The sequence below is a fragment of the Paenibacillus sp. LjRoot56 genome (genome assembly GCF_964253335.1).
Classification (GTDB): domain Bacteria; phylum Bacillota; class Bacilli; order Paenibacillales; family NBRC-103111; genus Paenibacillus_E; species Paenibacillus_E allorhizoplanae.
Map to the genome: position 1 here is coordinate 23037 of NZ_CAXURV020000003.1, position 15396 is coordinate 38432.

The following is a 15396-nucleotide window of genomic DNA, read 5'->3' on the forward strand; positions in this document are numbered from 1 at the left end:
AATTGATTTTGTTGCTGCATATCGACCACCTCCTCTCATTCTATCCAGAAATATAAGCGCTTACATAATTTTGTGTTCAATCGGCACATCATCGATATCCTCGATTTCTTGCGCCGATTCAATACTTTACTCGTCTGTATACTCCTCCATCTTCCGGCCTTCAGCATCAAATTGCTTAACATACGTAACCAGCTCAGCGAAATTCACCCAAGAAATACCCACCTTTTGATCTGCAGCGCCATAAGACATAATCAGATCATCTCCTGCAATAATTCCACCTGTTGTAAACAAGCAGGGCGTAGGATAATCGCTCGGCATTTCCCAAGCCTGTTGAGCGTACATTAAACGCTCAGAGCATCGATGCGTCACAACCGGGAAGTCGTTATCCTGCTCGCGTACAATCAGGAAGGATTGTGTATACCCAAAGTGGATATCTTTCTTACCATGATAAGAAACGAGCCATTCGTTAGCTGAAATCTTGAGCGGCGCCCAGCTTGCTCCGATCCGGTTGTCCTCCCAGTGGAATTGGCTGGTTGCCAGCAGTCGGTGGGTTACCCGGTCCGTTGCGAAGTCTTCCAAATTCTCCGCTGCAGCAAGGTAGATCGATGGTTTCTTTACTTGAGATCCTTGCGGGAATAATGCAGGTTTCATCGGACGGTGGAGCATCACATATTGCATTTTCCCATCAATTCGCATCTTATCGGGGAACAGGAATACATCGCGGTTATCGCTTACATGGCCTTCCGTCAATGGGCATACATAGATAAAAGCTTCTTCATAACGGCTTGCTTTCAGCTTATCCAAATCCAGCTTATACAGGACGGTTACGGTATTGTTGGTACGCGCTGCAACGCGGAATGCATCATCACCTTCTTGCACCCACTCCGGCACATAGTCGTTGCGTGTATCCACCGAAGGCTCCTGATCAATGAGCCAATACGGACCCGGCGGAAACATACGGCATGCCACGGAAAGATACAGCTCCCCTTCCACTGGAAATATGCGCGGATCCTCGATGCAGCCGTTGGAATAATCGCGCACCTGATTACCGTGTATATCTGTAATGTAGATGTCTTCGAACCCCTCATTCAGAGCAGGAGCAAGTGCTGGCCTGGAAAAGTCGGCATCCCACGTCTTGCCTAGGTCGCTGCTTGCTGCGTACCCCAGAAAGATCGGATATGGGTCGTGCTTACCTTCCTTGCGCTTTTGAGACCATGGACCCGTAGCCCGAAACAGCATATGCAGCTTATCAGAAGCCGGATCTTTTACAATAGCTGGGTTTAGCACCATTTTGCTTGCCCACTCACAACCAGGAACCGGTTCGAGCACCGACTGCGAGGAATATCGGAAATGCAGCTTCATGAAGATGTTCCTCCTATTTTTGAGATAATGAAATCCACAGACTACAATGTGAGTGATCAAAACTATCCCTTGACCGCGCCAATCGTTAAGCCTTTGATGAAATAGCGCTGTAGGAATGGGTACAAGAAGATGATCGGCCCGATCGTAATACATACCGTCGAAAGCTGAACTCCTGACGCGGAAACCGCAATGTTAACATTCGCATTTAAATAATCCAGATTCTGCGCATTGGACACGATTCTTCTTAACATCATCTGCAGCGGATGATTCTCCGGATTATCAATAAACAACAGCGCATTAAACCAGTCATTCCAGTACGAAAGCGCATAGAACAGGGTGATGGTTGCAATGACAGGCATCGAGACCGGCCAAATAATCCGGAAGAAGATATACATCTCATGCGCCCCATCCATCGTCGCCGCCTCATTTAGTTCAAACGGAAGCGTCCGGAAATAGGAGGTCATCAAGAATGCGTTGAAAACGGAGAACATATGCGGCAAGATCAACGCCAATAACGAGTCCCGCAAGTTCAGCCAGTTGGAGATGAGCAAATAATAGCCGACCAAACCGGGTGCAAACAGCAGCGTTAAATAAATATAAAAAGAAAGGAAATTCCGGTATTTCACCTTCAGATGAGAGGCGACATAGGAAAACATGGAAGTCATGAGCACAGCCCCGACGGTACCAACCACAGTAACGAATATGGAAACAAAGCCGCTTCTGTATACTTGACTGCCTTTAAATAAGAAAAGATAGGAATCAAGCGTAAATTCCGTAGGGAACATTTGGAAGCCTTTAACAATCTGATGTTCCGCTGTGAACGACCCGATATACACAAGCCAGAAGGGAATAAGGCAAATTAGGGCAAAAAAACCTATGAATACATATGCCACGGCGGACACGGTCCATTGAGATGCATCTCGTTGTTTCACCATCATACTTAAGCTCCTCTCTAGAATAACTTTGAGTCATTATCAACTCGGCGGACAATCCAATTGAAGAAAAGAATGGTGATAAAACCCATGGCCGACTGGAATAATGCAATTGCCGCAGCATTGCTGTAGCTGTTCATATTCGAGAAATCCCTCAAGGATCGGTACGTATAAGTATCAATAACATCCGTAGCCTTGTAGAGCAGAGAATTGTCTCCTATAATGCCATAAATCAAGCCAAAATCACCGTAGAAAATCCGCCCCAAAGCGAGAAGTGTTAGTACGATAATGGTCGGCCGCAACAACGGCAAGGTAATGTGCCAGATCTGCTGCCAGCGCTTGGCACCGTCAATTCGCGCGCTTTCATAGTATTCCTCGGAGAAGCCGGTTATGGTCGCAAGATAAATGATCGAACCCCACCCTGCGCCTTTCCACACGAATATGATCATCAGTAACATAGGCCAGACCGAAGGGGTCTGAAACCAATCAACCGGCTGAAAGCCAACGTCCTTCAGCAGCTGATTGATCATGCCGTCCTGCCCGTTAAAGAAATTAAGGACCATTAGGTTAACGACGATAATGGAAATAAAATGAGGCAAGATCACGAGTGACTGGGTCACCTTCTTGAAGAATACATGTCTGATTTCATTCATCAGCAGGGCAATTAATAAAGAGCTCACTGTACCTGCCGTAATGAACAGAAGGTTCAAGAATACTGTGTTTAAAGTAACCGCCAACCAATCCGGACCCGTGAAAAAAAACATGAGATTGTCGAGTCCCACCCATCTGCTCCCCCAGATACCTTTAACAGGTATAAACTGCTTGAAGGCCAATACATGAGCTGACATCGGTAAATAAGAAAAAATAAAAACGTACACAATTACGGGAAGCGCCATAGCATACAGCCACTTGTTCTTCCTGAGTTCCAGTATCATAATGCTCACCTTTCCTTTCGTATGTGACTGTATCTTACTCATTCGTGGAGCTGGCGTATAGTCTTGCTTTTATCAATGAGTTTGAACTGTAACAGCCCATGGGGGTTTGAATTCTATCACACACGAAGTCCGGAGTTTACTAAAATGAAAAGCCGGCGGACCTTGGGTCAAGGTCGCCGGCTTTTAGGGCAGTTTACTTCTTTTTACTGGCTAGGTACGCATCCAGCTGTTTTTGATACTCAACTTGGACTTTCTTGACATTAGCATAAGCCTTATCCTTAAACTTCGCTAAACCCTCTTTCGGTTCAATTAGACCCAATATAATCGGATCATACAACTCTTTACCCACATTGCTCAATTGTGCAATTTCATTGGATACCGGGCTTGGATCGAAAGTAAATCCGGCAAGAATATCTGTTGTAAAATTGTTAGGATCCCGCTGCCACTTGTTCAACTTGATAACATCTTCAGGCAAGCTGGCATCGATCCGATCCAACTTGGAGTTCCAGCCCCACGCGAAAGGAATACCTGCATAAGGGCTTTCTTTAATGGGTTTGAAAAGGCCCTCGCCCGAATCTTCCCAGTTCTTACCCTTTATTCCGTAGGCAAGTAAGTCGTAATTATCCTTCTGGTTTAACCAATTGACGAATTGAATGGCGCGTTCTTTGTTTTTGCTGACTACTGGGACGGCAATGAAGTTTCCTGCTTTGAAAGTTGAGGCCATCTTCATACTTGGATCATACAAGCTGAATGCTTCTGCGGAAGCTCCTGGAACTGACTTTTCCAGAGAAGTTCTGGTGCTAAGAGCTACACCGAAATCATTGAAGGTTGATACAGCTGCTTTTCCTTTAGCAAATTCCGCATTTTTAAGAATGAGGGCATCTTTGGCAAGAATCATATCCTGGTAGAACTTGTGATTTTGTTCGAAATTTTTCATGATCATCGGGTCCATATTATCAAAGATATTATAGGCCTTTCCATCATTGCCTTTGGTATACAGCCCAGGATAATTCGAGATAGCGGCAAGATTGGCTTTCGGATCCAGCATACTTGCCATCTTCAAACCAGTATGTTCGGTGCCGTTCGGAATATACGGGGTGATATCCGGAGCCTTCTCTTTCACAGCATACATAAATTTGACCAGATCATCGTAGCTCTTGATCGGAGCAATGCCCAGCTTCTCCCGGATGTCCTTGCGTATAACAAACGTCCACGGACGAATGAAATTCACTTCAAGCGGTACCGCGTACAATTTACCGTTCACTTTGTTGGCTTCTAGCAGTTGCGCAGAGCGGTTGCTCTTAATCTCAGGTCCATACTTATCAATGAATGAGTCTAATGGTTCATAGAGCCCAGCTGCAATATTTTGATACGGATTATTGTCCCAAATCAGATCGTAATCTTCCGCGGAGGACAATGCGACTTGGCGTTTCTGAAGGACATCCGCCCATGGAATAAACACCACGTTCAGCTTCACATTAAGCGAACCGGCAAGACGATTCTCCATCTCTCCCTTCACTTCACTCCAATTGGCTGGCGGATCTCCCGGGAACATGATTTTCAATGTAACCGGATCTAATTTGGCCACCGTGGAAGCTGCTGGTTTGCCGGTTGGGGAAGTTGCCGCCTCCTTCGAACCGCAAGCGGCCAATGTTCCTGCCAGTATTAGCGATGTCACCATTAATAAGGTACTTTTACTTCTTAACTTCACTGTTTAACCCCTCCTGTTTTATGATCAACCGAGCAACGACATAACCATCGTACGCATTTTGGTTTCGTGTGTCCGGTGTGCTCGGTTCGTACTAGATCATACCCGGATTGCTCAACTTCCGTACAGTCCGGTATCTATCAATCAGTATGAAATGTTATAAAGGGGGGAGTATCAATTGCCCAACAATCAGAGTACGAATTTCAATGCTCTACATCATGTTTTCCCATACGGTATTGGTTCGGCGTCATCCCGGTCGCTCGCTTGAATGCCGCAAAGAAGGTGCTCTTAGTTTGAAATCCAGACTGTTCCGTTATATCTGCAACGGTCCAATCGGTCGTTGTAAGCAGCTTGATGACATGCTCGATCCGTTGGTCTGTAATATAATCGGATAATGAGCAATTAAACTGATCCTTGAATATTTGTCTGGCATAGTTCACAGACATGGATACATGTGCGGCAATGTCATCTACGGAAAGCATCGGATTGTGAAGATGATTGCGTACATATTCGATCATCTCCGCAGCGACCTCATCCTTTCGGCTCGAGGCATTCTTCTTCCGGTTCTGTTCTATGGTCTGCAGCATCACCTGGTACAGCCACGCTTTCACTTCACCTAAGGTGGCGAATTGTTCCAGAAAAGAATGGATACTCTTCATCCCTTGAAATGTTTTATAGTTTTTGAAGCTTTTCATGATGGAATAAATGATGTGAGTCAACTGTAGTTTGCATTCCTGATAGCTTAGTTCCTGCATATGCAAGGTGAGGTGATCCAAATAACCTTCAAGTGCTTTATCATTCTTAAGCTGAACAGATTGAATAACCTGTTTCAGCAATGCTTCATCGAGATCACTGTCTTTGCCTCGTTCATATCGCTCCAAATCATCAGAAGTGAACACCCTATCCTCATGATTAATGAATCCCATTAACGTCAGTTCGTAAAGCTGGTTATAGATAATCTGCAGATTCTCCTCAACATCAAGCACGGAACTGATAGCTGCATGCACTTCCAGCTTAAGCCATCGACTGATCTGAACCTTAACGTCATCCATCGCTCCTATTGCTAATGCCATTTCTTCCTCTGAAGTAGACAAAGAAATGAGTGCCACAATGTGATCAGAGCCGAAATCGACTGTTTCCGCAACAAACCCGTGATTCGAAAGAACTTCGACCATAATATTCCCTAATGCAAAACGCAATAATTTGCGCGAAGCAAAGTCAAACTGTTCTTCGAAGCGTCCGTACGATTCCAGACGAATGACCGCCATACGGAATGATCCCGTTTCGAGAATTTGCGTTTGGTTCCTAATAAACTCTTCAATTGGTTTGGATGACTTCGAATTAAGAATCCATTGACGCAAGAAATCATCCTTCACCAGAGCTTTGCTGCTCTTGATCGATGAATCCAATTGTTCGATCTTCTCAACAAGCGAATGGAAACCGGAATGAATCCATGCCATTTCATTGCCGGCATTTGATGCTTGTAGGATAGCATGTTCCTTGCCTAGCTTGCTTCTTATTTGAGAGACCAAGTCGCTAAGAGGCTTTAAGCTGCGGTATGATTGCCAAAACAAATATAACAGCAAGGCTAACAGCAGAAAGATCGAAGAACCAATAATTTGGATACGAATCTTAGCAACCTTTGCTTGCCATAAGGAGATCGGCGCCATGTGATATATATTCCATCCTTCTACAGGAAACCGTTCTGACTGAATGGACCAGGTTTCATTGCCAAACTTCCATTTCCAGCCCTGGTCTACTGCCGATTTATCTATTTCCATTAGCGCTTTGGTTAACGCAGGGTCCGTATTCCCCAGGATGAACTCTTTATTTTTGCCTTCAATATAAATTTTATTGAGATCATCTGCTGAAATCTGCAGCATGTTCTCATTCAACAATGGTTTACTGAACAGAATTGCAACAAATCCCTGAAAGTTCTGATTAGGTCCGGCTGCTGGTACGACAAGTGCAAGAAACGATTCTCCTCCCACCTCATGGTTAACATACTGCAAATACGGCGTTTTTTGATTCTTAATGTAGTCCAACATCGTTTGGTCATAAAAATCCTTTGTCGTATAGATGCTCGATTCAGAAGTGTAGATTTGATCAATATTAAAGTTAATTAAATAAATGCCTCGAATGAAAGGCTCACTGCTCATAAATCCCCTTACACTTGTCGCTGCTTTATCCAATGTCAAAGGAGAATACTCGTCCTTTCCCATGTTTATCCAAAGCGCAATACTTTGATCCGAATAGATTCTTAGCGCAAACTGACGTAATTTTTGCAGGGTAAATTCCGAGGTTTTAACGATTTGATTAATTTTCACCTGATTGGACTTGTCCGTTTCATCCATCGCGCTTTTAGAGAACTGTTGGCTGAGGAAAACGGTAAATACTAGGGTAAGCAAGCTCACTGCAATGCAGGAATACATAAAAATGTTTAAATACATCTTCTTCGGCTTTATCCGGCTCCACATGGCATACCCTACCCTTCTTTCTCAATATATCACACGAAAACAATATGACAGGATTCCTGCTTTGTCCAGTATGAATCTTAACAAAGAAGTGTGAATTTTATTACATGAGCAAAGTCACCTTCGTTTAATCATTCTACCAAATCCCCCTCATTTTCTGCTGTTGGGAGTCAAATATAAGTTTTGAAATAATTATTAAACTATGTCTGAAAAAATATACCATACTCATTGTCATCATGTAGATGAAACGGCGCAGGCGAGATCGTCCGCGTTTACTTATTTTCATCTGTCCCGTCCATTTACCTGAGCTTGCTTCTGCAAGGTTTAGGCCAGTATTCCGAAGTAATGCATTGCCGTGTACAAACCCACTTAAACCCCCTGCTTCACTAAGAATACCAGCAAGTGAAATGGCGTTAATCCCTTTAACAGCTAGCATTGATTTAGCAAATGGAATACGGTTTAAAACGGCAATAATCTCTGTCTCTCAGGTGTTGAGAAAAGTCTTAATGTGGCCAATGAGCCTTTGCACATAAGGTTTTTAAAGATTTGTCGCAACTCAGGGAACACAACGTCAACCCAACGATGGATTTGATTCTTCGCACTAACGAGTCTCGTTACGACAGAGTCCCGGTTGGAGAAAAAGACTCGAAGTTCTAGTGAAAAAAATGGTTATTATCGCCTATAGTGATCTGACTGATACGACATTCAAAGCTACTAGTAAGCGGACTGCAGGCATATACACCCAAACTCAACACCTTAGCATCCATATGAAGATGCGCCATTCTCATTTGTAACCAATGCTGCCCATCAAAGGAGTACTCAATTAGAAAATCTTTTCCTTTTTTGTTTATCCGATAATACATCGCTGTATTGCTGGAAGAAATATCGGTCGACGCCCAATCTGAATATCCCATGTTGGTAACGACCGAACCCAACCTGCTAAAATCCGAGTTCTCGAACTCGGTGGACACCTTAATCCAATTCTCTTCATTCAACCTTACTAGAAGACCACACTGATCATAAGTGGTTTTTGGAGTAAACTCAAAATAGGCTGTCAATGAAAAATCATTTTCCACTTTCGTCAGAAAGCTGTGTCCGTTATCCTTTTGAAACTCATAGGCGGTTCTTTGCCAAAAATCGGTATTGGGTTTCGTTTGAATCGTTAAGGTTTTATTGGAATCGTACGTGTACGATTGAGGTTCATTCACCCAATAAAACGGATGTAAGTTCGTTCTACCTTTTTGAATATTTTGCATCATCATTCTCCGGTTTTCAAAGTATCACATTCTCCGAATCATAGTCATAAACAGGGATGATCTGATCAAACAAACGATTAAATAACTCATGCTTCGTTTGGAATTTGTCATTGTTCTTAGGCATGAATTTGTGTTTAATGGCAACACATTGCTCAACTGCTTTTTCATAGCTTGGGAACAACCCATCTGAAACAGCGCCAATCATCGCAGCACCGAGGCAGGCAGCTTCTTCATTTTCAGGAATGGCAACTATATATTCGGTAATATCCGATTTCATTTGCGACCACAACTCCGAACGGGCTCCTCCACCAGTAGATATGATCATTTCCGCCTTAACTCCTACTTGTTCCAAACACATCATATTTTTCTTTAAAAGATGAACGACACCCTCCATTATAGCCAGGGTAAAATCTAACTTATCATGCTTCAATCTAATGCCATAAAATACTCCACTTGCATTTGCATTAAAATCCGGAGCATTGACCCCGGTAATATACGGAAGAAAAATAAGCTCGTTCGGGATTTTTTTCTTCTGGAGTTCCACATTCATTTCGCTAAAGGTGTAATCTTCCAGAAAGTTTCCCTTAAACCATTCCAAGCTTATTCCGCCGCTTTCACATACTGGAAGCAAGACATAAGTATCTTTAAAAGGCCCATAGTGACATGGAATCCGCAAATTTCCAAATACCGGTGAATGAACCATTGTTGCTATGGAAAGAACAGTCCCTGTGGACTCGCTAATGATTCCCTCCCGAATGTTGCCTGTTCCAATCATACCAGCAAAATGGTCAAGCGTTCCGACATTGACATTCGTTTCCGGGTGCAGTCCAAGATCATCGGCCACTGCGCGGGTTATGGCGCCAATGTTCGTACAAGGCTCAACAAGCTGTGGCAGTTGTTCTACAGAAACACCACAGTAAGCAATCATTTCCTCCCAATACTGCTTCTTACGGATATCAAAATAATGGGTAAAGTTGTATATGGAATATTCACCATATAGCTTTCCAGTAAGACGGAACTGGATATAGTCCTTAAGCATTAAATACTTGGCAACCTGCGAAAAAATATGTGGTTCATGTTTACGAATCCAAAGCATCTTGGTAATGGGCCAAGTAGGAATAATTGTAGGCTGCCCCGTGATCTGAAAGCATGTTTCTTCATCAAAAGCGGCCGTCAGCTCATCACATTCTTCTTTAGAACGCGTATCAAGCCATGAAATTCCTTTACGAAGCGGCTTTCCTTCTGTATCTACCATAATCAAAGACTCTGCTTGACCTGTTAGGACAATCTGATGCATGTTATCTGAACCACTGTAGCTTCTTTCGCAGCATCTTCTAATGGCCGATGATACCATTTCAAAATACTGCTCCGCATCGAACTCTACCCGATCCCCGTCACTCAGATATTTAACATTCTCCGTTTCAATAAATAGCAGCTGAAGACTTTTATTATAAGCAGCCACCTTAATGTTAGTTGTCCCAAGATCAATGGAAATGATCCCCATTCCACACACCTACTTTATATGATATTCAACATGTCCCATTCTTTATTTATAACGTTGTAAAATTATATAGTCTAAACATGGCTATCTAATCCCAAATAATACAGAATAACCATTACAATTTACAACGTTATTACAATTGGCATAGTCATTTTAATAATGTAAATAAATGAGGATCGTTATGAAGCCCACCTTGAACTGTCCATGGAGAGAAGGAACATTTTAGCGGTATTATCCAGAATGCCGGATAGTATCATTATTTCTCCAGTCAGCTCAAATACGGACAATTTAATGCTGCTTGCGAACCTGTTTTATAAGACGATTGTCCTTGATCTTGTTTTCGATTCTATTGATACCAACTATGTGAAGGTCAACCATATGAGGGCAGGCTACCTCTCCGCTATCGCGACGTTGAACAAGAATCATAGCCAAAACCTTGTGCTTGCCGGACCCGTAGATTTCCCTGTAAGCAACCAAATATATCGAAGGCGTTAAACAGGCTTATGAAGAATATGAGCTTCCTTTTCATGATGAAATGATCGCTCACTCATCCCCACCATTGAAAATGGAGCCTAATTTGATAGAGAAAGGATCAATTCAAACTATAGTTCGAATTGATCCACCTTTTTTAAAGCTGCCCGCAGCTTTAAACAATAACGTGGAGGAAGCAGCAATTTCCTGAAGCTTGCCGTCTGTTCTTCTGCAGCCCCTGCTACCTCTTGACTTTCCAGAGAACTCTAAACTCTTTTACACTAAAAACAAGTGTAAGCTCCATCAATGCGGAAGTCCGCCCCTGTTGTATAAGAACTCATATCTCCTGCAAGATAAACTGCAATAGCTTCTAACTCTTCCGGTTTTCCCATTCTATGTACCGGAATCAATTCTTCCCACTGACTGATCAATGGCGCTAATCCCGGATCATTCAGTGTCATCTCCGTCGCCATATATCCCGGGCTGATCGTATTTACACGCACATTTTTATCCGCCCACTCAACAGCCATATTTCTTGACATTGCAATCACACCTGCTTTTGATGCCGCATACGAACATTCTTTCTGAGGAACATTTGTAATATGGGCTGACATAGAGGCTGTATTGATAATCGTACCTCCTCCTTGTTTTATCATAACTCTTCCGGCTGCCTGCGCTGTTAAGAAAGTTCCATTTAAGTTTACGTTGATTACCCTGGTCCAATCTTCCAGTGTATCATCTTCTACCGGTACCCCGTGTCCTATCCCTGCATTACAAAATGCTACATCCAATCTGCCGAATTCATTTAGAATCGTCTCAATCATCTCATTTACTTCGTCAGGATTGGTAATATTTGTTTTAATTGCAATCGTTTTATTATTGTTTGCCTGTGCAATTTCCTTTGCGGTTTTCTGTGCCTCTTCTAAATCAACATCAACGATTGCAACATCTGCCCCTGCTTCGGAAAGTGCAAATGCAATGCGTTTTCCAATTCCCCTTGCTCCGCCTGTTACAAATGTTTTCTTCCCGTCCAATCTCATCTTTTCTAAAATTCCCATTTTCTTTTCCTCCTCTTATTATAAAATTCTCAACTTATTCGCCAACAATCTGCACACGTACCATGCGTGTACGCCCTCTCGTCTGATCCATATCCGAAAAATAAATTCTCCCGAACTCACCTAAAGTCATTTCACCTTCCAAGAGAGGAATTGTTTCTGACCGCCCAACCAAAACAGAACGTAAATGTCCATCTGTGTTCAGCATCCATTCTGCTTTTTCATCCCTTAATTCCATTGCATTTTTTGTGTGTATCGGACCCGGATGCAAGTATTGCCCCTCATACTGACATGTCGGTATAATTTTCTCCAATACATTTATCATATCCTGAAGGATCAGCGGAGTGTTCCAATAAGTAACATCCTCTGAATCCTCCTGCAGAAATACACTGCAGCTTGTGTGCTGTGAAAAAACATTTACAAGCCCATTTTTAATTGCTGATTTTTTTACACATCCCTGTACCTGTTCTGTAATGTCATCAAAACTCACTCTTCTGTCTGTTTCAATATGTAATACTTCATGAAATACTGCCATAATATTACCTCTCCTATTCTTTTTTTCTTATCTTCCATGCTTCTGCAACAGATGCAATCATTTTTTCCATCATTTCTAATGGCTTCTCTGCCTTTATGATTCCGCTCGTTGAACCCGTGGCATCTGCTCCTGCTCTAATTATTTCGTAAACATCTTTTTCATCAGCTATTCCCGCTCCATGCAAAATCAGCATATTAGGATTCACCTGGTGTATTGCATGATTAATTTTTGCAATCTCTTCCATATCCTGAGGGCCGCGTGCGCCCTTTCCTATTAGTGCAGGTGATTCAGCTAAAATAATATCCGGGTTCAGATATGCTATTGCGGCACCTTCTTCACTGCTGCCAGCACATACTAATGTTGCCAGACCAACTTCATCTGCTCTTTTTATACTTTGCGTCAGCGCCTCCATTGTTAATGGTTTCTCTGAGTGATTCAGAAGAACGCCAACCGCCCCTGCTGCTTTTAACGCCTCAGGTAAAACCGCTCCCACTCCCCTTCCCGGATAAATGGGGTCCATGTGCTGTGCAAATACTTTAATGTATTTGGTAGCCCTTGAGATCGGCTCTATATCTGTATACTGAGCAGAAAAAATGATATCAACTTCATATTTTTCACAGAGTCTGTCAGCTTCTACTGCCAGTTCTACCGCTTCTTTTCCATATAGATATGTCTTAGGGCCAATCTCAAAAAATGGCTTGCTTATTTTAAAATCATTCTTCATAACATCACCTATTCATAATCTTCTTTAAAAACTCTGCGGTCTCAGGCAATGTCTTAGATGGATCTCCGCAGGTGCTGCATTCTAAATTGAGAAAGCCATTGTAACCAACCTCTTTCAATGCATCAAAACACGCTACCCAATCAATTGCTCCGTAGCCCGGAAGCAGACGGTTATTGTCACCTAAATGAACATGTTTAATAGAGTCTTCTGCGTATTTAATGCTTTCAACCATATCCGCCTCTTCTATTGACATATGGAAAAAATCTGCTAAAACTCCGGAGTTATCTATATTTAATTTGTCAATTACATCCTTGCAGTCTTTTAAGCTGTTTAAATATGGACTTTCATATCTATTAATCCCTTCCAGCAGCATCCTGCCCTTGGTCCCCATAAGGGGTTTGGCAACTTCTTTGTACATTTCCAGAAACCCCAGTTCTTCCGTTTCTGTCATTTTTTGATAAGGATGAAACAATGGCAGCGGGTCCTGCGCACCGTATGCAAATTCAAGCTCTGTGACTGCTCCGATTTCACCACTGATTTCTGCCGCCAGCTTATACATTTCCCTGCTCTTTTTTCTGAGTTCCAAATTGTCATCCATTAAATGACCGTAAATCTTATCTCCAAAGGCAAACTCACACGGGATAATTCCTGTTCTTTCGTGTAATGTAAGTATTTCCTGGTGCAGCTCTTCGTTCCATTCGCTATAGTTCACAAATATCGCGATGCCATCGTACCCATATTTATACAGTTGTCGGGCCTGCTCAGTCAGATTATTTCCCCGCAGCATTAAATTCGTACATGATATCTTCATTTTGTACCTCCATTTACAACGTTATATTTTTTATCATCACTTGAATGCTGTGGATTTGCGACGTAATTAACCGCAAAAGGCGAACGGCTTCGACAATATTGCCTGTTCCCAGCTCGCCTTTTGTCAGCAACATAGCCGCACCTTCCAATCCGGCGCAGCACTTCCCCACAATCCCGGACCCCACAAACAAATAATCCACACCCAGGGCTTCAAGTACCTTCGCTTCGATATACTGCTTGAACCGCCAATTGTATGCGGCAATTACCGGACTGCTATTTTAATATATGCTCAAACTCCGCTTGTAAATTGTCCAGTGTATCCTTAGGGCTAGTTTGCTTCGTTACAGCCTTATGTAGCTCCTCCGACATGGCCGAATCCATTTCTCCCCATTCCGAGATTCTAGGGCGTAAATCGCTTATTTTCAGAGCTTCAAGCGTCATTGGCATGTATTCGATCTTGCTGACTTCTGGATCTTTAAAGACAGATTCTCTAGCTGGAATCCCTCCGAGCATCGCCCATTTTTTCTGTGTCTCCTTGGATAACGCCCATTCGAAGAACTGGTAGGCCTCCTTGGGATGTTTGGATTGGGCCGGAATCATGTAGGTCCATGCACCGTAATTGGCTGTTGGACGATCATTCTCCGGTTGTAGAGCATATCCCATTTTTCCAGCTACTTTGGACTTGGATCCATCGAGCAGGTTTGGAATTTGATCGTTATAGTTAATGGCAGCGAAAGTCAAATCCTGCTGCATCGCTGTCGACACTTCATCCCAGGTGTAATCCACACTTCCTGGTACGGCATAATCGAATAGAGACACATAAAATTTAAGCGCTTCAAGGTTTTTAGCGGAATTCATCACAATTTTTCCATTGTCATAGCCTTTATCGAATATACCGCCACCGTATGCCCATGCCCAGCTGAGCCAATCCGCCGAGAGTGCCGAGTTCCTTTTAGCCATAATCGACATCCCGTAAAAATTGTGGTCAAGTACCTTGCCCGCCAAAGTTTCACCTTTTTTGCGGGTAAAAAATTGAGCCATATCCTTCATTTGTTGTGGCGTCTTAGGCACACTTAATTCATATCCGAAGCGTTTGAGAAACGCTTCTTTCTCGGACGAGTTCTCCAACAAGTCTTTACGGAACCACATGAACGTAATCGTAGGATTAGATGGAAACCCGTACATCTTGCCTTTCCAGTTAGCACTTCCATTCCACATTGCAGGAATAATGTCATTCACATCAAAAGCATCTGGTGTTATAGTCTTGTCGTTTAAATATTCATCGATTGATTTGACATAACCCTTATCGACCAGCCGCCCCAAATATTCGTAGGGTAATGATACTGCATCGTAGGATTTCGTGCCGGAAGTAAAGTCTAGCATCGTTTTCTGCACAACCATATCGTATGGAGCCTTTTCGAACTCTACCTTAATGCCAGTTTTTTGAGTAAACTCGGGCACCAGACTCTCTAATGCGTCCGTTAATCCTGAGGCCTCAGCAATAAACCGGATCGTCACATTGGCCGCGTCTTTCTGATTCTCCGTTTGTTGTTGCTGACTACAACCGACAGTCGTGACCGTAACCATGGAAAACAGTACAACTGTAAGTAATTTGCTTCTAAGCTTCATTTAG

The 15396-nt window shown here is 42.9% G+C and carries 13 protein-coding genes and 2 pseudogenes; 1 reads left to right on the top strand and 14 read right to left on the bottom strand.

Annotated features, from left to right (window positions below):
* Nucleotides 1-126: 126 nt before the first annotated feature.
* The 8 genes and pseudogenes from ACSQ8O_RS19335 to ACSQ8O_RS19370 all read right to left on the bottom strand — a co-directional run bounded on the left by ACSQ8O_RS19335 (nt 127) and on the right by ACSQ8O_RS19370 (nt 10171).
* Nucleotides 127-1362: a hypothetical protein gene (locus tag ACSQ8O_RS19335; protein ID WP_436242985.1), complete on the bottom strand. Its 1236-nt coding sequence runs from the start codon at nt 1360-1362 to the stop codon at nt 127-129.
* A gap of 62 nt (nt 1363-1424) precedes the next feature.
* Entirely contained in the window at nt 1425-2300 is an 876-nt protein-coding gene (locus ACSQ8O_RS19340; RefSeq protein ID WP_436242986.1) for a carbohydrate ABC transporter permease, read from the bottom strand.
* A 14-nt stretch (nt 2301-2314) separates the two neighbouring features.
* The gene (locus tag ACSQ8O_RS19345) at nt 2315-3229 is read right to left on the bottom strand and encodes an ABC transporter permease (protein WP_436243917.1); all 915 of its coding nucleotides are present in this window, start codon (nt 3227-3229) and stop codon (nt 2315-2317) included.
* Between the two features lie 193 nt (nt 3230-3422).
* The gene (locus ACSQ8O_RS19350) at nt 3423-4940 is read right to left on the bottom strand and encodes an extracellular solute-binding protein (protein ID WP_436242987.1); all 1518 of its coding nucleotides are present in this window, start codon (nt 4938-4940) and stop codon (nt 3423-3425) included.
* A gap of 200 nt (nt 4941-5140) precedes the next feature.
* On the bottom strand, nt 5141-7369 hold the full coding sequence (locus ACSQ8O_RS19355) for an AraC family transcriptional regulator (protein ID WP_436242988.1): 2229 nt from the start codon (nt 7367-7369) through the stop codon (nt 5141-5143).
* 259 nt (nt 7370-7628) lie between these two features.
* Nucleotides 7629-8065: pseudogene (locus ACSQ8O_RS19360) on the bottom strand (transposase); the annotation flags it as partial.
* Nucleotides 8065-8673, bottom strand: coding sequence for a DUF1349 domain-containing protein (locus ACSQ8O_RS19365; RefSeq protein ID WP_436242989.1), 609 nt, complete (start codon nt 8671-8673; stop codon nt 8065-8067). The gene ACSQ8O_RS19365 and the pseudogene ACSQ8O_RS19360, both read right to left, overlap by 1 nt.
* A 10-nt stretch (nt 8674-8683) precedes the next feature.
* Nucleotides 8684-10171, bottom strand: coding sequence for an FGGY-family carbohydrate kinase (locus tag ACSQ8O_RS19370; protein WP_436242990.1), 1488 nt, complete (start codon nt 10169-10171; stop codon nt 8684-8686).
* Between the two features lie 237 nt (nt 10172-10408).
* Between ACSQ8O_RS19370 and ACSQ8O_RS19375 the strand changes: the two genes are divergently transcribed.
* Nucleotides 10409-10663: a hypothetical protein gene (locus ACSQ8O_RS19375; RefSeq protein WP_436242991.1), complete on the top strand. Its 255-nt coding sequence runs from the start codon at nt 10409-10411 to the stop codon at nt 10661-10663.
* 257 nt (nt 10664-10920) lie between these two features.
* Here the strand turns inward: ACSQ8O_RS19375 and ACSQ8O_RS19380 are convergent, their stop codons facing one another.
* The 6 genes and pseudogenes from ACSQ8O_RS19380 to ACSQ8O_RS19405 all read right to left on the bottom strand — a co-directional run bounded on the left by ACSQ8O_RS19380 (nt 10921) and on the right by ACSQ8O_RS19405 (nt 15392).
* On the bottom strand, nt 10921-11697 hold the full coding sequence (locus ACSQ8O_RS19380; protein WP_436242992.1) for an SDR family oxidoreductase: 777 nt from the start codon (nt 11695-11697) through the stop codon (nt 10921-10923).
* Nucleotides 11698-11731: 34 nt separating this feature from the next.
* On the bottom strand, nt 11732-12229 hold the full coding sequence (locus tag ACSQ8O_RS19385) for a secondary thiamine-phosphate synthase enzyme YjbQ (protein WP_436242993.1): 498 nt from the start codon (nt 12227-12229) through the stop codon (nt 11732-11734).
* A 13-nt stretch (nt 12230-12242) separates the two neighbouring features.
* Nucleotides 12243-12953, bottom strand: a complete 711-nt coding sequence (locus ACSQ8O_RS19390) for a triose-phosphate isomerase (protein ID WP_436242994.1) — start codon at nt 12951-12953, stop codon at nt 12243-12245.
* A 4-nt stretch (nt 12954-12957) separates the two neighbouring features.
* The gene (locus ACSQ8O_RS19395; RefSeq protein ID WP_436242995.1) at nt 12958-13764 is read right to left on the bottom strand and encodes a TIM barrel protein; all 807 of its coding nucleotides are present in this window, start codon (nt 13762-13764) and stop codon (nt 12958-12960) included.
* 25 nt (nt 13765-13789) lie between these two features.
* Nucleotides 13790-14038: pseudogene (locus ACSQ8O_RS19400) on the bottom strand (pyridoxal 5'-phosphate synthase lyase subunit PdxS); the annotation flags it as partial.
* Nucleotides 14037-15392, bottom strand: coding sequence for an extracellular solute-binding protein (locus ACSQ8O_RS19405; RefSeq protein ID WP_436242996.1), 1356 nt, complete (start codon nt 15390-15392; stop codon nt 14037-14039). The gene ACSQ8O_RS19405 and the pseudogene ACSQ8O_RS19400, both read right to left, overlap by 2 nt.
* Nucleotides 15393-15396: the final 4 nt, after the last annotated feature.